The following is an 18770-nucleotide window of genomic DNA, read 5'->3' on the forward strand; positions in this document are numbered from 1 at the left end:
GACGGGCGCGCGCATCCATCCACGTCGTGCCCGATGAGAGCGCCCGTGGACTAGGGGGCGCTCCTTGCCAACCTCGAGCGTCGACACGGAAGGCCGCGACAGCCGGCCTCATCGATACAAGCCATGCCGAGCTGGAACGCCTCGCGAGTGCGCGGGGCACTACTTCCCGGCGTCGAGCGCGGACAGCGCGGCCTTCACCGCGTCCACCGCGTACTGGGAGAACTCCCGCTGCATCCTGGGCAGCCGCTCCGCTTCCGCGAGCGCCGTCTCCAGGTCCTCGCGCGCCTCGTCCTTGCGGCCAGCCCGCTCCAGCGTCCGCGCCCGGCTCAGCCATACCGCCAGCCGTCGCCCTCCCTGCGCCCGCTTCAGCGCGCGGTCCGTCGCGGCGAGCGCCTCGTCGTAGCGACCGAGCTCCCGGAGGTTCGCGGCCACCCGCGCGCTGGCGGAGAAGTCGTCGGGCAGCTCGCGCTCCGTCTGGACGAAGAGCGCGAGGGTGTCCGCCAGGTGCCCGCTCGACTCCGCGGCGCTGTAGAGCGGAGGGTCCCACGCCGCCCGCCCCCGCGCCGTGGTCTCCTCGGCGCGATACGCGAGCACCTTCGCGTAGTACTCCTCGGACAGCTTCCGGGCCCCCTCCTTGTCGCCGCGCTCCTCGAGCAGGTCCGCCATGGAGCCGTAGAGCCACGTCTGACCCTTCGCGTCGCGCTCGCGCAGCTGCTCGAAGGCCTTCTCGAAGTAGACCTCCAGCGCCTTCATGGCCGGCGCGGCCCAGGGCTTGGGCTCGTCCGCGTACCTCGCGCAGGCGTAGGCGGTGCTCGCGGCGCCCGCCCTGCGCGCTTCGTCGAGACTCGGAACCTCTTTCACCGCGTACTCCGCGCACGCCTGGAAGGCCTCGGCGTTCCACAGCGCGTTGAGCGCGGACTCCACGGCCCTCGCACGACGGCTCCACTGCTTGGAGCCTTGCGCCACCGCCTCCTGGTACTTGCGCGCCGCCAGTTCGTGCTCCCGCCTGGCATGGGCGCGGTCTCCTTCGAGCAGCAGCAATTCCGGCCCCGACACCTGGGCACTCAATGCGCGCCGGGCATCGTCGAGCAACGCCAGCACGTCCTCCAGCCCGGCGCCGCCCATCCAGCGCAGCGCGGGCGTCTCCGTCTCGGAGTCGAGCACCAGCAGCGTGGGCAGGTTGTCCACCGGGAAGCGCTCGAGGAGCGGCTCGTTGATGGGGTCATCCACATCCACCGCGAGCAGGACGTAGTCCTTCGCCTTCTCGATGAAGCCGGGCGCGGCGAAGACCTGCGCCTCCATGGTCCGGCACGGCGGACACCACACCGCGCCGAAGTCGATGAAGAGCGGCTTGCGCGCGGCCCGGGCCTGGGCGAGCGCCGCGGCGTAGTCGTTCTGGATGAACGCCGCGTGCTCGGGGGGACGTGCTTTCGTGGTGGCACAACCCACGAGGACCATGAGGCAGACGGGGAGGAGCCGCTTCATGGGAGGCGACTCTACCACCGCGACAGCTCACATCCGTTCGCCGGGGAGCTGGCTGGCCTGCTTCACCCAGGACACGAAGCGGGCCTCGTCGAGCGCGTCGTCCTCGCGGATGTCGAGGTAGCGGGTGTCCTGGCTCTTCGACTCGCCCGGAGGCATGGGCTTCAGCGCCGTGCCCCGGAAGAAGGCCACCTTGATGTACTTCGCGAAGCAGTGGATGCCGAGGAACATCCCCTGGCCCTCGATGCCATACATCGGCGAGTTCCACTTCACCGCCTTGGACACTCCCGGGACGGCGCGAGAGATGAGCGCGTCGAGTCGCGCGCCGACCTCCCGCTTCCAGCCCGGCATGGCCGCGATGTAGGCCTGGATGGGGGCCTCCCCGTACCCCTTCGCGATCTGCGGATTGCCTCCGGAGAGGAGGACTGGCGCCTTGGCCGGTGCCGAGGTCGCCTTGCGCTCCGTGGCCTTCTTCGCCGCTGGCTTCTTCGCCGTGGTCTTCTTCTCGGCGGTCTTCTTGGCCTGGGCCTTCTTCGCCGTGGCCTTCTTCGCAGTGGCCTTCTTCGCCGCGGCCTTCGCGGCCGTCTTGCCAACCATGTCGCGCACTCCTGGATGACGGGGGTGGGGCGCCATCACGCCCCGAACCCTATCGCTTCTTCGCCTTCGCACCGCTCGGCTTCGCGGCCTTCTTCACGGCGCTCTGCTTCCGCGCCGCCGGGGCCTTCTTCGCCGCCACCGCCTTCTTCGCCACCGGCGTGGCCTTCTTCTTCGGCGCACTGTTCAGGGCCGCGGCCGCCTTCACCAGCGCCTTGAACGCACTCGCGTCGACCTTCTCCCCCTCACGGATGTCGATGGCCCGGCGCGCGTTGCCCTCCAGGCTGGAGTTGAAGATGCCCGTCGGGTCGGGGACGCGGGCGCCCTTGATGAAGGTGAGCTTCGCGACCTTCGTGTACGCCTCCCCCGTCGTGACAATCCCATTGCAGGACCACACCGGCGTGCCCCACTTCCACTCCTCGGTCATCTCCGGGACGGCCTCCAGGATCAGCTTCCGCATCCGGGCCAGGGCCTCTCCCCGCCAGTCCCCCAGGTCGAGGATGCGCTGGTCGATGAGCCTCGACGCGGCCTCCCCGCTCGCCTGCCCCTCCCCCTTCTTCATGAGTGACCTCCGGCCAGCACCGGCGCCGCGGCCGGAACCGGAGCCGCCTGCAGGCGACGCCAGAAGAAGTACGACAGCCCCCAGAGCACGCTGGTCCCCACCACCCAACCCCACGCCTCGGGGCCGTCCCCCACCGCGCGGTGCGCGATGAACGCGGAGGCCAGGTTGATGGCGAACCCCGCGTAGGCCCACTCCTTCAGCCGCGCCGGCACGGGCGCGAGCAGCAGCACCACCCCGAGGAACTTCGCCCACGACAACCCCTCCCGGAAGTAGTCGGGGAAGCCCAGGTGGGTGAACGCCGCCGCCACCTGCGGCAGGCTCAGCTGCGCGTAGGCGGTGAAGCCGATCTGCAAGCAGAACAGCGCGGTGACAACCCAGAAGCCGATGGTGATTCTCTTCGAGCGCGTCATCTTCAGTTCCTCGGGGAAGAAGTGTGTCCAGGGGTCACGACGCCGAACTGCTCGGCGTACTCGGCATGCAGTCGCTGCCAGCCCTCGAACCGCATCGCCTCCGGGCCGACCAGGCGCCCCAGCGGCTCGCCCGCCAGGAGCCCATCCAACACGTCGAAGCAGATGTGCCAGCCCGCCGCACCCATCGCGATGAAGCCCTGGTGGATGTTGTGCCAGAGCGTCAGCCGCGTGCCGCCGCTCTCGCGCGGCTCCAGCTCCCAGCGGACATCGTTCCCGCCCCAGCTGTACTCGAGCAGCTTCGGCGCCTCGGCCCGCTTCACCTGCGTCTCGGCGACGAGCGGCTTGGGCGCGCCCACCGTGGTGAGCATCGCGGAGCCCACCGCGCCCAGGTTCCGGTCCGAGTCGAACGGCGCCCACTCCCGCAGCTGCTCGGGGTCCGTGAGCGCCTCCCAGACCTTCACGGGCGGGTGGCGCAGGTCACGCACGAGGACGAGCGTCCAGCGCTCCGCTTCCTTCTTGATGTGGGCCCCGGCCGCGCGGCCGGGGGTGTACTTCGCACGGTGAGTCATCGCTTCTTTCCTTTGCTGGAGGTCTGCTCCATACGGTCCAGATGGCGCTCGAGCGCGTCGACATGGGCCGTCCAGAAGCGACGGAAGGGCGCAAGCCACTCGTCGACCTCCATGAGCGGCTCGGGCCGCAGCCGGTAGACACGTCGCTGGGCCTCGACCCGGGACTCCACGAAGCCCGCCTCGCGCAGCACCCGCAGGTGCTTGGACACCGAGGGCTGGGACATCCGCAGCTCCCGCTCGATTTCGCCGACGGAGCACTCCGACGCGGCCAGCAGGCTGAGGATGCTCCTCCGGTTGGGCTCCGCGATGATTCCGAACGAGGATTCCATGCCGCATATATACCCATGTATTCATATAACCGTCAAGGCATGTACTGGAAATATGACAGGACCTTGTCAGGACATCGGGGGGTTTTGGCTTCGAGATGCCCGGCTCGCGACGTAGCCTCCGGCGCCATGGCCACCCCAGATGACCTGGCGTGCGAGCTCGCGGAGCTCGCGCGGCTGCGGCGCGCCCGAGACCTGATGGACCGGGAGTTCGACAGTCCCCTCACGGTGGAGTCGGTGGCCCGGGCGGCCGCCATGTCCCCCGCCCACTTCTCGCGCCGCTTCCGGAAGGAATACGGCGAGAGCCCCTACGGCTACCTGATGACCCGCCGCATCGAGCGCGCCATGGCGCTCCTGCGGCGCGGGGACCAGAGCGTCACCGACGTGTGCATGGCGGTGGGCTGCTCTTCCCTGGGTTCGTTCAGCGCGAGCTTCACCCGACTGGTGGGCATGCCGCCGTCCGACTACCGCGCGAAGCAGCACACCGAGGACCAGGTGCTGCCCGCCTGCATCCAGAAGGAGCGGACGCGCCCCCGCCGAGCAGGATTCGAGAAGCACCCTCCCACCCGTTGACCCACAGTGGAGTCATGACCCTCAAGCTCACCACCGTTCACCTGATTGTCGACGACCCGGACAAGGCGCTGCCGTTCTACCGCGACCTGCTGGGCCTGAAGCTCATCGGCGACGTCTCCCACGAGGCGTTCCGGTGGCTCACCCTCTCGCCTCCCGCGCAGCCGGACATCCAGATCGTCCTGAGCCAGCCGCACGCCGGCCGCACGAAGGAGGACGGTGACGCCATCGCGCGCCTGCTCGCCAAGGGCACGCTGGGCGGCGCCCTGTTCAGCAGCGCCAACCTCGCGGAGACCTTCGAGAAGCTGCGCGCCTCGGGCGCGGACGTGGTGCAGGAGCCCACGAACCAGCCCTGGGGCGTACGCGACTGCGCCGTGAGAGACCCCGCCGGCAACCTCATCCGCATCAGCCAGGCCTTCCCCCTGCGCGGCAACGCGGGCTGAGCAAGCCCGCCCCCGTCGTCCCCACACCCCACCCGTTCGCCGTTGGTACCCCTGTCATGACCGAGCCCAAGCACTCCACTCCCGCGCATCCCGCGGACCGCCACGACCTCATCCGCGTCCGGGGCGCCAGGGAGAACAACCTCAAGGACGTGAGCGTCGAGCTCCCCAAGCGCCGGCTGACGGTGTTCACCGGCGTCTCCGGCTCGGGCAAGTCGTCGCTGGTCTTCGGCACCATCGCGGCCGAGTCCCAGCGGATGATCAACGAGACCTACAGCGCGTTCGTCCAGGGCTTCATGCCGTCCCTGGGCCGGCCCGAGGTGGACGTGCTGGAGGGCCTGACGACGGCCATCATCGTCGACCAGGAGCGCATGGGCGCCAACTCCCGCTCCACCGTCGGCACCGCGACGGACGCCAACGCGAGGCTGCGGGTGCTGTTCAGCCGCCTGGGCAAGCCGCACATCGGCTCCTCCAACGCGTTCTCCTTCAACATCCCGTCGGCGCGCGCGTCGGGGCAGATAACGGTCGACAAGGGCGAGGGCCAGGTCGAGGAGCGCGTGGTCACCATCTCCGGCGGCATGTGTCCCCGGTGCGAGGGCATGGGCTCGGTGACGGACATCGACCTGGGCCAGCTCTACGACGACAGCAAGTCGCTCAATGAAGGCGCGCTCACCATCCCCGGCTACAACGCCGACGGGTGGCAGGTGCGCATCTACGCGAACTCGGGCTTCCTGGACCCGGACAAGCCCATCCGCAAGTACACGAAGAAGGAGCTGGAGGACTTCCTCTACAAGGAGCCCACCAAGGTGAAGTTCGAGAGCATGAACCTCACCTACGAGGGCCTGGTGCCCCGCATCCAGAAGTCGTTCCTGTCCAAGGACAAGGAGGCGATGCAGCCGCACATCCGCGCCTTCGTGGAGCGCGCGGTGACCTTCACGCCCTGCCCCGAGTGCGCAGGCACCCGGCTCAACGCGGCCGCCCGGTCCTCCAAGGTGAAGGGCATCAACATCGCCGAGGCCTGCTCGATGCAGGTGAGTGACCTGGCCGAGTGGGTGCGCGGGCTGAACGAGCCCTCCGTCGCGCCGCTGCTGGCCACGCTGCGCCAGACGCTCGACTCGTTCGTGGAGATTGGCCTGGGCTATCTCAGCCTGGACCGTCCGTCGGGGACGCTGTCGGGCGGCGAGTCCCAGCGCATCCAGATGATTCGCCACCTGGGCTCGTCGCTCACCGACGTGACGTACGTGTTCGACGAGCCGACCGTCGGGCTGCATCCGCACGACATCCAGCGGATGAATGACTTGCTGCTGCGCCTGCGCGACAAGGGCAACACCGTGCTGGTGGTCGAGCACAAGCCGGAGGTCATCGAGATCGCGGACCACGTCGTGGACATCGGCCCGGGCGCGGGCACCGCCGGTGGCGCGGTGGTGTTCGAGGGCACCGTCGACGGGCTGCGCGCCAGCGACACGCTCACCGGACGGCACCTGGGCTACCGCGCGTCGTTGAAGCCCTCGGTGCGAAAGCCGTCGGGGGCGCTGAAGGTGCGCGGGGCGAAGGCGCACAACCTGCGGGGCGTGGACGTGGACATCCCGCTGGGCGTGCTGGTGGTGGTGACGGGCGTGGCGGGCTCCGGGAAGAGCTCGCTGATCCACGGCTCGGTGTCGGGGCGTGAGGGCGTGGTGACGGTGGACCAGAGCGCGATTCGCGGCTCGCGGCGCAGCAACCCGGCGACGTACACGGGGCTGCTGGAGCCGATTCGCAAGGCCTTCGCCAAGGCCAACGGCGTGAAGCCCACGCTGTTCAGCGCGAACTCGGAGGGCGCCTGCCCCACGTGCAACGGCGCCGGGGTCATCTACACGGACCTGGCGATGATGGCGGGGGTCAGCACGCTGTGCGAGGAGTGTGAGGGCAAGCGCTTCCAGGCGGCGGTGCTGGAGTACCGGCTGGGCGCGCTCAACATCGCCGAGGTGCTCGACCTGCCCGTCAAGGACGCGGCGACCTTCTTCGGCTCCAAGGAGGCGCGCACGCCGGCCGCGCATGAAATCCTGAAGCGGATGAACGACGTCGGGCTGGGCTACCTGCGGCTCGGCCAGCCCCTCACCACGCTGTCGGGCGGCGAGCGGCAGCGGCTGAAGCTCGCGACGCACATGGGTGAGGAGGGCGGCGTCTACGTGCTCGACGAGCCGACCACGGGCCTGCACCTGGCCGACGTGGAGAACCTCCTGGGGCTGCTGGACCGGCTGGTCGACTCGGGCAAGTCCGTCATCGTCATCGAGCACCACCAGGCCGTCATGGCGCACGCGGATTGGATCATCGACCTGGGTCCGGGCGCGGGGCACGACGGCGGGACCATCGTGTTCCAGGGGCCGCCGGCGGACCTCGTCTCCGCGAAGGCCACGCTGACCGGGCAGCATCTGGCGGCGTATGTCGGCGGGGCCTCGGGCACGAAGGTCGGAGGCGGAAAGCCGGAAGCTCCCCGGGGGCGCGCGGCGCGGCGCTCGTAGTCGCGGCCTCCCACGAAGGCTCCGTGCTCCCAACGCGAGGGACACGGAGCCTTGCCGAGGCGATGGCTCAAGGCAGGACGGCGGTGGCTTCGACCTCCACGAGGATGTCCGGCTCGAAGAGCACGCTGACGCCAATCAACGAGGCCGGCGCGGGGACGAACTTCAGCTCCTGCGCGACCTGCTGAACACCCGCGCCGAACTGGGGCAGTTGCTCGGGCTTCCAACCGACCACGTAGAACCTCAAGCGGACCACGTCGCTGAACGAGGCTCCGGCCGCCGCGAGCGCGAGGCCGACGTTGCGCAGCGACTGCGCCACCTGCCCCGCCAGGTCTCCTCGCGCGACGAGCTTCCCCTCCGCGTCGTAGGCGACCTGACCGGCGATGTGGACCTGCCGGGAGCCCGTGGAGATGGACACCTGGTGGTAGAGCTCGGGCTTCATCATTCCATCGGGGTTGAGCAGCGTGACGGGCATGGCGGTTCTCCTGGGGTTGGCGATGTCATGACCCTATAGCGCTGGGATTGACGAACGGTGTTCCCCACTCCAGCGATGAGGCCGCTACAATCGTGGGGCCCATGAAGCGCGCCAACCTCGACGAAATCCTCGCCTTCATGTCCGTCGTGGACGCGGGCAGCTTCGTCGCGGGAGGGCGGGCCATCGGACTGACGCGCTCGGCCGCGGGCAAGGCGCTGGCCCGGCTGGAGTCGCGGCTCGGCGTGCGCCTGCTCCACCGCACCACGCGCCATGTGAGCCTCACCGACGATGGCCGCGTCTTCCATGAGCACTGCCAGCAGGTCCTCGCCGCGCTGGAGGAAGCGGAGGCCAGCGTCGGACAGCACACGGGGACTCCGCGAGGCGTCCTGCGCCTCACCGTGCCGGACGCGTTCGGCAGGCTGCTGGTGCTCCCGGTGCTGCGGGACTACCTGCGGATGTGGCCCGAGGTGCAGGCGGAGGTGAGCTTCAGCGACCGCGTCGCGGACGTCATCGAGGAGGGCTACGACCTGGCCGTGCGCATCCAGGCGACCCATACGGATACGCGCCTGGTCTCCCGGCTCGTGGCCGAGTACCCCGCCATCCTCTGCGCCTCACCCACCTACCTGGCCGCGCGTGGAGAGCCCCGGACGCTGGAGGAGCTGTCCGCTCACGACTGCCTGTTCTTCAGCAGCCGCGCGCGCAGGCAGCGCTGGCGCCTGCGTGAGCAGGGCGGCTCCTGGGTCCACGTGGAGGGACGAAGCCGCCTCCGGCTAGACAGCGGCGAGGCGCTGCGTGACGCGGCGGTCGCCGGGATGGGCGTCGCGTTCCTCCCCGGCTTCCTCGTCGACGCGGACCTCTCGCGAGGGCGTCTGCGGGCGCTGCTGCCCTCCGTCGAGACGGGCACCGTGCGCATCACCGCGCTCTACCCGAGCAAGACCCACCTGCCCGCCAAGGTGCGGCGCCTCATCGACCTGATGGTCGAGCGCTGGAAGCCGAAGTCGCGCTGACGTGGGTCGCCGCCACGCGAACCCGGGCGGGAAGGCCCAGGCGCGCCACCACGGCGTCCGGCCCATCCTCGGCCAGCGTCACCCGCGATTGCCGCGCCTCAGCGCGGAGCGCAGCCTTGCGGCTTGAACACTCGCTCCGTGGACGCGGGGAACCGGGCGAGCCTGCTGGCGGGCCGGCGCGGCCTCGGCGTGAGGTCACCGCCGCAGTTGGGGCAGATACCCTTCAAGCGCTCCGACACGCAGTTCGCGCAGAACGTGCATTCGAAGGTGCAGATGAACGCGTCCGTCGCGTCGGGCGGCAGGTCACGGTCACAACACTCACAGCCGGGGCGGAGCTGCAGCACGAGGGAGACCTCCTGGGCGTCGGGACCCAACGAAACACGGGGACGCGACCGGTGCAATCTCCCCGGCCCCGGCGCGAAGCCCCGCTGCCCGTTAACAGGAGCGCTTGACCTTGCCACGGGTGTCAGGGGCTGGCGTGGCCCCCAGGAGAGTCGGATGAACATCGGAGAACTCGCCCTGGAGTCCCCTCACTCGCCGTTCGCATCCCAACCGGAAGCGCTCGCGGCGCTCCTGGATGGCGCGCGCTGACGAAGGTCAGTCGCCCGAGGGCTCCGCCCGAAGCGCGAGGAGCAGCTCCACCTGGGCGCGCAACGTCCGCGCCTCCTCGTGCTTGCCCAGCTTGACGTAGAGGGCCTCCGCCTCCCGCCGCTCCTGGAGCTCCTTCTGGAGGAGGCCATCCACCGCCTCCGGTGACAGGAGCCGACGCGGCACGTCTCCGCTGCCCAGCCCCTCCACGCCCCCCGCGACGACCCCCGTGACGGCCTTGGGGGCGACGCTCAGGTCCGCCGCCTCGGCGTTGTCGAGCGCGGCCAGCGTCTCCCGCAGCACCGCCACCGCCGCCGCGTTCCTGTCCCTCAGCGCATCCTTGAGCGCGGCCCGCAGCCGCGTCTTCCAGTCACCCACCGTTCTCATCGGCCCACCGTAGAGGTCCCCACCCGAACACTCAAGGCAACCCACCAGGCGCTCCCCTCCCCGCCCGAACTTTGTGTCGATTTGACACGAAGCCTGGAGCTTGAGAGAGTGACGACGTCATGGACACCGCCTTCGTCGCCTTCATTCCGCTCTCGAACTGGCTGCGCGGATTCGATCGCTACCGCATGCGGTACTCGAAAGCGTCCATCGCCGAGTCGACCTTCCCCGACGCGTTCTACATGTTGAGGGAGGACGAGCCCTGGACGCCGGGGCTCGCGAAGGCGCGGCGGCTCGTCGCGAAGCTCGGCCGCGCGAAGGACCGCGTCGTCGCGCTGCGCGCCCGGCTGCCCACGTCGGGTGAGCGGGCGATGCGCCCCAACGACACCACGGGCACGGGAATCGGCTGGCGGTGGCCCTCGCCCGAGGTCCCCTTGAGCGGCGTCGCGTGGGTCGAGGACGACGGGACGCTGCGCCCCACCCTCCACGAGGAGGTCACCGCGCAGGCCTTCCAGTTGGACGACACGGGGCTCGCGCCGTGGGAGGACTGCCGCCCCCGCTCCTTCTCCGTGCTGCCCGTGGCGAAGGCCTGTCAGGCGAAGTGCGCGTTCTGCTTCTCGAAGGCCAGCGTCTCCGACCTGGCGCGGCAGCGCAGCGCCTCGCTCGAACATCAGCTGCACTGGGCGGACCTCGCCCGCGCCCGAGGGGCGGAGCGCGCCGTCATCACCGGTGGAGGCGAGCCCACCTTGATGGCCCCCGGCCCGCTGCGCTCGCTGGTGCGCGGCCTCGCCGAGCGGTTCCCGAAGACGCTCCTCATCACCAACGGCGCGCGCCTGGATGCGGGGCAGCTGCACGCCTTGCGCGACGAGGGCCTCACCACGCTGGCCGTCAGTCGTCACGGCGTCACGCGCGAGGACGACGCGCGCATCATGGGCCTGTCGGTGGACTCGGGTGCGCTCGCGCGGGCCTTCGGGCTGCGCAGCCGCGCCATCTGCGTCCTCCAGCGGGGCGGCGTGGATGACGTCCCCAAGGTCCTCGCCTACCTGGAGCGCAGCGCGCGCGACGGGTTCCACGAGGTCTGCTTCAAGGAGCTCTACGTCTCCAGCCTCTCCGAGAACGCATGGGCGCCGAGCGCCGCGAACCAGTACTGCGCGGCGCATCAGGTGCCGCTCGCGCTCGTGCTCCACGCCATGGAGGTCGGAGGCTTCACGCAGGTCGACGCGCTCCCGTGGGGAAGCCCCGTGTTCGAGGGAGAAGTCGCGGGGCGGGTGCTGCGCGTGGCGGCGTACACGGAGCCGTCCGTCGGCTGGGAGCGCACGCACCGGAAGGTCCGCTCGTGGAACCTCATGAGCGATGGGACCTGCCTCGCCTCGCTCGAGGACCCCGCCTCGGAGCTGCGCGGATGAGACACGAGGACTTCCTCGCGCTGCGGGACTCGTGGCGCGCGAAGCGGCCCGGGCTCATCGACCTGGCGGAGCTCAACGTCTACCGGAGCCTCGGGCCTGGCTTCGCGCCCATCGCGCCTTCCACCCACGCGGAGTCGCCCTACCGGTGTCACCTCGCCGAGCGCTATCTCGCGCACCTGGGGCTCGACGCGGGGCTCAAGGCGCGAACGCAGGTCAGCCACGGGGTGCGGCGCTCCCTGCGCGCGCTGTTCGGGTGGCTCGCGTCCCGGCGGGCGCGCCTCGGCGTCCCCGAGGACGTGTACCCGGTGTACCTGCAGCTCGCCGACGAAGCAGGTGTCCAGGTCGTTCGCTACGCCTCGCGCGAGGGACTGCCCGCGCTCCAGGCCTGCGACGCGCTCCTGATGTGCGAGCCGCTCAAGCCCTGGGGGCGCGAGCTCGGACGCGAGGAGGCCGAGCAGGTGGAGGCGTGGGTCCGCGCCGAGCCGGGGGAGCGGGTGCTGCTCATCGACTCCGCGTACGCGACACCTCCGGCGCCGTGGGTCCTGCGGCTCATGCAAGAGGAGCTCGCATTCGTCCTCGTCTCGCTGTCGAAGGGCTGGCTCATCCCGGACCACGCGGGGCTGTGCATCACACCATCGCGGTGGCGCGAGGACATGCGCGCCGCCTTCGCGCCGCTGCCGAAGGACGAGCGCAAGCTGCGCATCGGCTACGCCGCGCTCACCGAGCACGCAGCGCGTCCCACCGAGGTCCGAGCACGTCTCGTCGAGCATGCGCGCGCACTGGACGCGCTCACCACCCGCAGGCCCGAGCTGCGCGCCTCGCGCTGCATCGGATACTTCGCCACGTCACAGTGCTCGTTCGAGGAACTGCTGGAGCAGGGCGTCCTCGGCGTGCCGGCGTCCGTCTTCGGCGGCCCCGAGGCGCTGAGCATCCTCTCGAGCCTCCCCGCCGCGCCGTCGGCACGAGCGACCTGATGGCACGGCGGTGGTTCTTCACGCAGCGCGGCCTGTATTGACACCCAGCCCGCGGGCGCACCGGGCCTCTCCCGCGACCGGTGCGCCCTCTCTCGTGAAGCCGTCGCTACTCGAAGAGGGAGAGCTGCCCCAGCGAGCGCAGCTGCCCCGTCGTCTCGCGCGGGACCGCCTTCACCCGGACCTGGGACACGGCCGTCGTGCCGGTCAGGTCCACCTCCACGAAGGGCCGCGCGCCCGTGCCCTCGAGCAGGTTGGCCAGGGGCACCCACTGCGTGCCGTCGGCGCTGCCCTCCAGCACCAGCTCGTTCACGGCGCCGGAAACCTCGAAGTTGCGCAGCACCGCCTTGCGTGGCACCACCGGCCTGGCCAGCTGCACCACGACCTCCTGGACGCCCGTCTGGAAGAGCACGAGCCCATCCAGCTCTCCGTTCGTGAGGCGGCACGGCGTCTCCGCGTTCAGGTACGTGCACGTCGCGCCACGGCTCACGGGGACGAGCGCCCGGCGAGGCAGGGCCCGCTCATCGCTGACATAGGTGAGGCTCACCGACTCCGAGCCCGCCTTCGCGTCACGCTCGACGCTGACGAACGCCTCGAGCCCCGCCGCGTCCTCGAGGACGTAGTCGCTCAGGCGCACGGGCGACACGGCATCCGTCACCCGCCAGGCCTCACGCAGCGAGGGGCGCACGGACAACACGTGCCCATCGCTCTCCAGCCCGTGCGTCGCGCGCAGGGAGCGGAAGCCCACGCTCACCCCTCCCGCCTCCTCGGTGGCCGTCATCGTGCCGGTCCACTCCTGCAGCACGGGCAGCTGGACCTCCGACTCCTGCACGAGGAACGCGGCGGAGACGCTCCGACCCTCACGCTGCGCCGGCGAGCGGAGGACGAAGCAGCGCGCGATGCTCCCGTTGCGCGTGTCCGCTCCCAACAGGTCCAACTCGAACGTGCCATCCGCGCGGGCCTTCACCGACTTCCAGCTCGCCGTGAAGCCCGCGAACGCACACGACGAGTTGTCGCTGCGGTAGACCTTCAACATCGCTTCGGGCAACGCCGCGCCCGCCTCGTCGACCAGGCGCCCCTTCAGGACGATGTCCAGGTCATCCGCGACCTTGCTCTCGGTACAGCCGACCACCCACGTCAAACCACCCAGTGTCAACGCGCGAATCCATCGCATGGGAACCCCCTTGGCCAATGAGCCGGGGCTTCATTGCAAGATCGGGCGCAGGGGCCGCTCCCTCTGGAGGCGCGGAGCAGGACCCGTCCTTTCGTGACAGGGCCGTCATGGCGAGCCCCCTACGCGGGTGCCACCGCCACTTCGCGGTGGCCTCGCCGGGGCCGAGAGCCACGCGGCCAGCTCCCCGCGCTCCTTCGCCGCGCCCCAGGCCTCGCGCGCCAGCGTCAACGCACGGGCGCGCCTCAGGGGCGCTTGCGCTCCTTCTCCGAGACGCGCTCGGGCGCGATGCGCAGCAAGACGCCCAGGAACCGCTCGGACAGCGCGACCTTGGCCCCCGCGAAGCGACGGACGAAGTCCAGCGCATCGAGAATCTGCTCCTGCTTGTACGCGAACAGGATGGGCAACGAGCTGAAGCTGAGCTCTCCCGCGGCATGCCAGCCCGGCGAATCGGGGACGATGCCAGCAAGTTCCTTGAAGCGATGTTCCTGTTCCCGGGCCAATTGCTCCAGGACCTTGCTCACGGCGGGCTTCTTCAGCTCCGCCAGGGCATCGCACCACGAAGCGAAGGCCGAGGTGGCCGGCACGCCGGGAAGCCGGTAACGCTTGGGCCACTGCTCGACCTCCTCGAGCAGCTCCACGCGCCGGCGCAGCTCGCCCGGCTCGGTCAGCTCGAGCCCCGCCTCGGGAAGCAGCTCCTCCAACGTCAGCATCTCGAAGGCGTTGCTCGGCCGGAACACGTTGGCCCGGAACACGTCCTTGTCGGGCAGCCGAACGTTCAGCTCCATCAGCCGGGTGCGCAGGGGCCGCAGCCGCTCGAAGTCCTCCGGACGAGACTCGATACCCAGCGGCGCGGTGAAGTCGCGCTTGCAGGCCCGGCAGGCTTCGTCGTCCGCCGCGACGGGAGCGCCACACGAGCACCGCAGCGTGCCCACCTCGGGTTCGGGTGGCTCGTATTGGAGCACCTCTTCCCGGAGGTGCTTCTGGAGCGTGACGAAGTCCGTCTTCACCCGACGGTCCTCATGGGGCACCGGGAGCGCCCGATGGCGCTCCTCCCACAGGAAGCACCGCACCTCGCCGTCGAGGGCGAACTCCGCCAGCACGCCCCGCCCGCCCATCGACACCGTCAAATCGAGCATCGACTCGAGCAACGCGCGCAGCTCGGGCGCCTCGGCCTCCGGGACGGCGCCACGAAGCTCGACGGGGTCGAGGGTGGCCGCCATGTCGAACAGGGGGCGTTCGACCAGTTCGAAGAGCAGCTCCACGACAGGAGCGTCCTGCCCCTCCGGACGACGGGCGCTCCACTTCTTCCGGACGGAAGCGGGCACCGACATCACCACCGCCAGCCCGGTCAGCCCCTCGATTCTCACGCATGCTCCCGATGTGGGTCCAGAGCCAACCTCTACTCGATGGCAACTGTCACCGTCCACGTCGGACCTCCCGTCCCGGGCGCTGACGCCCTGGCGCGAAAGGCCCGTGGGGGTTACCTGTTCCCCTGCTCGGCATCAGCGCTTCTTCGTCGTCATCCAGGAGGATGTCACGTGAGCCCCGCCCCCTTTCCCAGCCCCGAGATGTCGCGGGAGGAATTGAGCCTCGAGCTGCGACGCAGGATGTCGCGCCCCCAGCGACACCGCCTGCTGCAGGGCTACCCCATGGCCCCGGTCCTGGAGGAGGTGGAACCCGCGCATGACCCACTCCACGAGTTCGAAGTCGACCCGTCCCGGTCACTCATCATCGGCGTGCTTCCCCATACCTATTGCAACCCCAAGGTGAAGGGCTGTGGGTTCTGCACCTTTCCCCACGAGAAGCTCGCCAATACGCCGATGCGGCGCACCGTCGAGCAGGTCGCCATCGAAATCGAGCGCACGGTCCGACGACATCCGTCGTTGAGGGCCCGCACCATCGACGCCGTCTACTTCGGCGGAGGCACGGCCAACCTGACGCCGCCCGACGGGTTCGAGCGCCTGCTGGAGGCCCTCGGGACGTCCTTCGACCTGCGCGGCGCGGAGCTCACGCTCGAGGGCGTCCCCCGCTACTTCCTGCTCCATGACGAGGCCCTCCTCGACCTGCTGGCGGGCGCCGGCGTCCGGCACCGTCGGCTGAGCATGGGCGTCCAGACCTTCGACCCGGGCTGGCTGAAGCGCATGGGGCGTGACGCCTTCGGGGACGAGGGTGACATCCGTCGGGTCATCGAGGCCGCGCATCGACGCGGGTTCACCATCTCCGCGGACCTGCTCTTCAACCTGCCCGGGACCTCGGTCCAGCACGCGCTGGAGGACGTGCGCAAAGCCGTCGCGCTCGGACTCGACCAGGTCTGCGTCTACAACCTGGTCCTCACGCAGAAGCTCCCCACCGTGTGGGCGAGGAACGTGGGCCTGCTCGACGCGATGCCCACGGGGGACCAGGCCGTGGGGACCTGGCTGGCCGTCCGGGACCTGCTGCTCGCGCAGGGCTATGTGCAGACCACGCTCACCAACTTCGAGCGGGCGGAGGTCGCGAGCACGCCCCGGCGCTTCGTCTACGAGCTCGCGAGCTTCGACCCCGAGCGCCGGGATGCGCTGGGCTTCGGCCCGGGCGCCATCTCCACCTTCACCTGCGGGAACCCGAAGCTCCTGCTCCGCGCCCTCAAGTGGATGAACCAACCGACGAGCGAGGGCTACAGCCGCGCCATGACCGAGTACCAGCGCGCGGTCGCCACCACGTTCGGCTACCTCCCCCTGGACCTGAGCCTGCTGCACCTCACGCGCAACCTGGCCCGGCTCCGGATTGACGGCGCCGCGTACGAGCGCGTCTTCGGGAGCAGTCCGTTCGAGGACTTCGCGGCGAGCTTCGAGCTGTTCGAGGAGGCGCACCTCCTCCGGAGGGAAGGCCAGGTCGCGCACCTCACGCCGGAGGGCATGTTCTACGCGGACTCCATCGCGGGGCTGCTCGCCCACCCGATGCTCGCCCTGCGACGTCAGTGGGACAAGGAGGGGGAAGGCAGCCACATGGGCTGAAGCCGCGCTCCCCGCTCCGACACACGCGGTACCGGAGCGAGGCGTCGTGTCACGGCAGGCAGGTCGTCGACAGCAGCGTGAGGGACGTCGAGCCCACCTGGCTCACCATCACCTCCAGCCGGTCACCGCCGCTGAAGTTCCCGGCCGCGAGCCCGCGCGGCATGGCGTCCAGCACCACGTCCCTCCTCGCCGCGAACGAGCCATCTCCCAGGCCGCGCAGGAAGCTGACCGTCTTCGATTCGTCGTGCGTCACCGCGACATCCAGGTGGCCGTCCTGGTCGAAGTCCGCCACGAGCAGCGCGCCCACTTCACCCAGCACGGGGAAGCGCTTCGCGGCATCGAACGTGCCGTTGCCTCGGCCCAGCCCCACGCTCACCTCGGGTTCGTTGAAGGAATCTCCCTTGCTCGTCACCAACAGGTCCGCCCGGCCATCGTGATTGAAGTCAGCGGCCGCCACGTGCCTGGGCTGGTTCTGGGCGGAGTAGCGAGCGCCCGAGCGGAACGAGTTGCCGTCTCCCGAGCCGAAGTAGACGTAGACGTCGGAGACGAGCGACGCGGGGAGCGCCACATCCAGGTGTCCGTCCCCGTCGAAGTCCGCCGTGGTGACGGTGAGCGCGGCGAAGGGGAGGTTGAAGTCCTGCCGGGTGAGCGCACCGAACCCATTCCCCCGCATCCAGCTCAGCGTCGAGCTGCCCGTCGAGAGGCTCGTATTGACGGTGAAGACATCCAGGTTCCCATCACCGTCGAAGTCCGCGGTCGTCATCGCCCACGGCCCCGCGCCGGTGAGCGTGCTGCGTCCCTCGCCGAAGTCGCCGTTGCCGAGCCCGGGCAGCACGCTCACCGTCTGGCTGCGCGTGTTGAGCACCGCCACGTCCAGCAGCGAGTCGTTGTTGAAGTCGCCGGTGAGGACCTGCTGCGGGTCCGCGCCGACGCCGAACTCTCCCTGCTTGCGCACGCGCCCCTCGCCCTGTCCGAGGTAGCTCGCCACCGTCCTCTCGGTCATCCGGGTCCCGGCGAGGTCCGGCTTCCCGTCCTTGTCGAAGTCCCCCGCGACCAGTCCCCGGAGCTCCGCCTCCACGGCGACCTGGGGGAGCTTCGTCCAGCCGACGTTGTCACACCGGGTCTTCGACAGCCGAGGCGCCGAGGGCGGCCCCTTCCCCACCGCGGTCACCGCGCGGACGACGACCTGGTACTCCGTCTCCGGCGTCAGCCCGGTGAGCAGCACGCTGGTGCTCAGCGTCGCCTCGGAGCGCGGGGTGGCGGCATCGAGGAGCTCGACGACATACGACTGCACCCTCGCGCCTCCATCCGAGTCGGGCGGCGCCCAGCTCACCTGGAGCGTCGAGTTCCCGGGGAAGACCTCGAGGATGCGTGGGGCGCCCGGCAGGGCCAGCGTCGTCACGGGGGCCGAGGAGCCCGACTCCGGCCCGTCACCGGCGGCGTTGGTGGCGCGGACGTGGAAGGTGTAGCTCGTGTCGTCGGCGAGCCCGGCCACCAGCGCGGTCGTGGCGCCAGTCGTGGTGGTGGTGACGCCGCCGGTGCCCGTCACCGTGTACTTCACGATGGCGCCGCCACCGTTCGAGGCGGGCGCCTTCCAGCTCACCTGCGCGGAGCGGACACCGGCCTGCGCCTGGACCTCCGTCGGCGCGCCCGGCACCGTCACCTCGGGCTCCGGCTTCGGCGGAGGCCCCTCGCCTCCACCGCTGGAGCCACAACCCGCGCACACCCCGAGCAATCCCACCAGCAGCGTGGCCACGAAGCCGCGCGCATGCACTTGAAGCATCATTCCGTCCCTGTTCGAAGAGCCCCGGCCAGCCATGGACGGACAGCGGAGCAAGCCATATGCCCATGCGCGCCACGAGGAGGACAGGTGCGAGGCGTGCAACGCATGGCACAGGGAATGTGCGGCGGAGGGCACGCCGCCCCCTTCCCTGCACAGCGCATCCCGCTTCACTCACACCGCGCGCTGAATCAGACCCGGGTCAGGGGCCATGATTCGCAGCGCCAAGGTCATTCATGGTGAGCCTGTGGGACATGCTGAGCCTGTTGTGGGTTGCATCCACCGTCGGCGGAACACTGGGCGGCGCCCTGAGCGCGGGCGGAGGCTTCGCCCGGTTGAGCCTGGGCCTCTTGCTGGGGCTCGCGATGGGCGTGCTCCTCGCGGTGGGCTTCAGCTTCCGTCTCCGTGAAGCGTCCGTGGCGGCCGTGCCCATCAGGGGCACGTGGGGACGCAGTCGATGGGCTGGTTCCTCCACGCCCCCGCCGAGCAGGACCAGCAACCTCCCGCAGCGCAGACATCCGCGCACTGCTGTCCGCACTGG

General features: G+C 70.2%; 19 protein-coding genes. 7 read left to right on the plus strand and 12 right to left on the minus strand.

Features of this window, described 5'->3' with window-relative positions:
* Window positions 1-159 precede the first annotated feature (159 nt).
* The 6 genes from VZQ01_RS09070 to VZQ01_RS09095 are packed head-to-tail and all read right to left on the minus strand — an operon-like array spanning window position 160 to window position 3946.
* Window positions 160-1485 (minus strand): thioredoxin family protein, encoded by a 1326-nt coding sequence (locus tag VZQ01_RS09070; protein ID WP_426747568.1) that lies wholly within the window; start codon window positions 1483-1485, stop codon window positions 160-162.
* Between the two features lie 27 nt (window positions 1486-1512).
* Entirely contained in the window at window positions 1513-2079 is a 567-nt protein-coding gene (locus VZQ01_RS09075) for a DUF1801 domain-containing protein (protein ID WP_426747569.1), read from the minus strand.
* Between the two features lie 49 nt (window positions 2080-2128).
* Complete coding sequence (locus VZQ01_RS09080) at window positions 2129-2638, minus strand: DUF1801 domain-containing protein (protein ID WP_370640414.1); 510 nt, start codon at window positions 2636-2638, stop codon at window positions 2129-2131.
* Window positions 2635-3048, minus strand: a complete 414-nt coding sequence (locus tag VZQ01_RS09085; protein ID WP_223750262.1) for a DoxX family protein — start codon at window positions 3046-3048, stop codon at window positions 2635-2637. The genes VZQ01_RS09080 and VZQ01_RS09085 overlap by 4 nt, the downstream gene beginning before the upstream one ends.
* A gap of 2 nt (window positions 3049-3050) precedes the next feature.
* On the minus strand, window positions 3051-3617 hold the full coding sequence (locus VZQ01_RS09090; protein WP_426747570.1) for an SRPBCC family protein: 567 nt from the start codon (window positions 3615-3617) through the stop codon (window positions 3051-3053).
* Window positions 3614-3946 (minus strand): ArsR/SmtB family transcription factor, encoded by a 333-nt coding sequence (locus VZQ01_RS09095; RefSeq protein WP_046711976.1) that lies wholly within the window; start codon window positions 3944-3946, stop codon window positions 3614-3616. The genes VZQ01_RS09090 and VZQ01_RS09095 overlap by 4 nt, the downstream gene beginning before the upstream one ends.
* Before the next feature lie 126 nt (window positions 3947-4072).
* On the opposite strand from VZQ01_RS09095, the gene VZQ01_RS09100 reads away from it, so the two are divergent.
* From VZQ01_RS09100 to VZQ01_RS09110, 3 genes are read left to right on the plus strand one after another with little or no spacing between them, the layout of a single operon-like run.
* Entirely contained in the window at window positions 4073-4516 is a 444-nt protein-coding gene (locus VZQ01_RS09100) for a helix-turn-helix transcriptional regulator (RefSeq protein ID WP_223750261.1), read from the plus strand.
* A gap of 14 nt (window positions 4517-4530) precedes the next feature.
* Window positions 4531-4956: a VOC family protein gene (locus VZQ01_RS09105; RefSeq protein WP_223750260.1), complete on the plus strand. Its 426-nt coding sequence runs from the start codon at window positions 4531-4533 to the stop codon at window positions 4954-4956.
* 56 nt (window positions 4957-5012) lie between these two features.
* The gene (locus VZQ01_RS09110; RefSeq protein ID WP_426747571.1) at window positions 5013-7454 is read left to right on the plus strand and encodes an ATP-binding cassette domain-containing protein; all 2442 of its coding nucleotides are present in this window, start codon (window positions 5013-5015) and stop codon (window positions 7452-7454) included.
* 67 nt (window positions 7455-7521) lie between these two features.
* Here VZQ01_RS09110 and VZQ01_RS09115 read toward each other — a convergent pair whose 3' ends face one another.
* Window positions 7522-7926: a RidA family protein gene (locus VZQ01_RS09115; protein WP_141324986.1), complete on the minus strand. Its 405-nt coding sequence runs from the start codon at window positions 7924-7926 to the stop codon at window positions 7522-7524.
* Window positions 7927-8027: 101 nt separating this feature from the next.
* Between VZQ01_RS09115 and VZQ01_RS09120 the strand changes: the two genes are divergently transcribed.
* Window positions 8028-8933, plus strand: coding sequence for a LysR family transcriptional regulator (locus VZQ01_RS09120; RefSeq protein WP_141324988.1), 906 nt, complete (start codon window positions 8028-8030; stop codon window positions 8931-8933).
* Between the two features lie 98 nt (window positions 8934-9031).
* Here the strand turns inward: VZQ01_RS09120 and VZQ01_RS09125 are convergent, their stop codons facing one another.
* The gene (locus VZQ01_RS09125; protein ID WP_223785478.1) at window positions 9032-9277 is read right to left on the minus strand and encodes a DUF1272 domain-containing protein; all 246 of its coding nucleotides are present in this window, start codon (window positions 9275-9277) and stop codon (window positions 9032-9034) included.
* A 253-nt stretch (window positions 9278-9530) separates the two neighbouring features.
* A complete protein-coding gene (locus tag VZQ01_RS09130) occupies window positions 9531-9908 on the minus strand; it encodes a GatB/YqeY domain-containing protein (RefSeq protein ID WP_426747572.1) in 378 nt (125 codons plus the stop codon).
* Between the two features lie 119 nt (window positions 9909-10027).
* Here VZQ01_RS09130 and VZQ01_RS09135 point away from each other — a divergent pair, with 119 nt between their 5' ends.
* Entirely contained in the window at window positions 10028-11311 is a 1284-nt protein-coding gene (locus tag VZQ01_RS09135) for a radical SAM protein (RefSeq protein WP_223785477.1), read from the plus strand.
* Window positions 11308-12285, plus strand: a complete 978-nt coding sequence (locus VZQ01_RS09140) for a PLP-dependent aminotransferase family protein (protein WP_426747573.1) — start codon at window positions 11308-11310, stop codon at window positions 12283-12285. Before VZQ01_RS09135 ends, VZQ01_RS09140 begins: the two co-directional genes overlap by 4 nt.
* Before the next feature lie 106 nt (window positions 12286-12391).
* Here the strand turns inward: VZQ01_RS09140 and VZQ01_RS09145 are convergent, their stop codons facing one another.
* Together VZQ01_RS09145 and VZQ01_RS09150 are read right to left on the minus strand one after the other, a co-directional pair.
* Complete coding sequence (locus tag VZQ01_RS09145) at window positions 12392-13456, minus strand: hypothetical protein (RefSeq protein WP_223750254.1); 1065 nt, start codon at window positions 13454-13456, stop codon at window positions 12392-12394.
* A 242-nt stretch (window positions 13457-13698) separates the two neighbouring features.
* A complete protein-coding gene (locus VZQ01_RS09150; RefSeq protein WP_426747575.1) occupies window positions 13699-14823 on the minus strand; it encodes a hypothetical protein in 1125 nt (374 codons plus the stop codon).
* A 171-nt stretch (window positions 14824-14994) separates the two neighbouring features.
* On the opposite strand from VZQ01_RS09150, the gene VZQ01_RS09155 reads away from it, so the two are divergent.
* The gene (locus tag VZQ01_RS09155; protein ID WP_426747576.1) at window positions 14995-16449 is read left to right on the plus strand and encodes a radical SAM protein; all 1455 of its coding nucleotides are present in this window, start codon (window positions 14995-14997) and stop codon (window positions 16447-16449) included.
* A 49-nt stretch (window positions 16450-16498) separates the two neighbouring features.
* Here the strand turns inward: VZQ01_RS09155 and VZQ01_RS09160 are convergent, their stop codons facing one another.
* Window positions 16499-18232 (minus strand): FG-GAP-like repeat-containing protein, encoded by a 1734-nt coding sequence (locus VZQ01_RS09160; RefSeq protein WP_426747577.1) that lies wholly within the window; start codon window positions 18230-18232, stop codon window positions 16499-16501.
* Window positions 18233-18770 lie beyond the last annotated feature (538 nt).

This window comes from Myxococcus faecalis, assembly GCF_050039385.1.
GTDB lineage: Bacteria > Myxococcota > Myxococcia > Myxococcales > Myxococcaceae > Myxococcus > Myxococcus fulvus.

Coding starts and splice junctions, on each gene's coding strand:
- VZQ01_RS09075 (WP_426747569.1), bottom strand. CDS start 2,079: ATGGTTGGCAAGACGGCCGCGAAGGCCGCGGCGAAGAAGGCCACTGCG.
- VZQ01_RS09080 (WP_370640414.1), bottom strand. CDS start 2,638: ATGAAGAAGGGGGAGGGGCAGGCGAGCGGGGAGGCCGCGTCGAGGCTC.
- VZQ01_RS09160 (WP_426747577.1), bottom strand. CDS start 18,232: ATGCTTCAAGTGCATGCGCGCGGCTTCGTGGCCACGCTGCTGGTGGGA.
- VZQ01_RS09135 (WP_223785477.1), top strand. CDS start 10,028: ATGGACACCGCCTTCGTCGCCTTCATTCCGCTCTCGAACTGGCTGCGC.
- VZQ01_RS09110 (WP_426747571.1), top strand. CDS start 5,013: ATGACCGAGCCCAAGCACTCCACTCCCGCGCATCCCGCGGACCGCCAC.
- VZQ01_RS09095 (WP_046711976.1), bottom strand. CDS start 3,946: ATGGAATCCTCGTTCGGAATCATCGCGGAGCCCAACCGGAGGAGCATC.
- VZQ01_RS09120 (WP_141324988.1), top strand. CDS start 8,028: ATGAAGCGCGCCAACCTCGACGAAATCCTCGCCTTCATGTCCGTCGTG.
- VZQ01_RS09100 (WP_223750261.1), top strand. CDS start 4,073: ATGGCCACCCCAGATGACCTGGCGTGCGAGCTCGCGGAGCTCGCGCGG.
- VZQ01_RS09105 (WP_223750260.1), top strand. CDS start 4,531: ATGACCCTCAAGCTCACCACCGTTCACCTGATTGTCGACGACCCGGAC.
- VZQ01_RS09115 (WP_141324986.1), bottom strand. CDS start 7,926: ATGCCCGTCACGCTGCTCAACCCCGATGGAATGATGAAGCCCGAGCTC.
- VZQ01_RS09070 (WP_426747568.1), bottom strand. CDS start 1,485: ATGAAGCGGCTCCTCCCCGTCTGCCTCATGGTCCTCGTGGGTTGTGCC.
- VZQ01_RS09145 (WP_223750254.1), bottom strand. CDS start 13,456: ATGCGATGGATTCGCGCGTTGACACTGGGTGGTTTGACGTGGGTGGTC.
- VZQ01_RS09090 (WP_426747570.1), bottom strand. CDS start 3,617: ATGACTCACCGTGCGAAGTACACCCCCGGCCGCGCGGCCGGGGCCCAC.
- VZQ01_RS09130 (WP_426747572.1), bottom strand. CDS start 9,908: ATGAGAACGGTGGGTGACTGGAAGACGCGGCTGCGGGCCGCGCTCAAG.
- VZQ01_RS09140 (WP_426747573.1), top strand. CDS start 11,308: ATGAGACACGAGGACTTCCTCGCGCTGCGGGACTCGTGGCGCGCGAAG.
- VZQ01_RS09085 (WP_223750262.1), bottom strand. CDS start 3,048: ATGACGCGCTCGAAGAGAATCACCATCGGCTTCTGGGTTGTCACCGCG.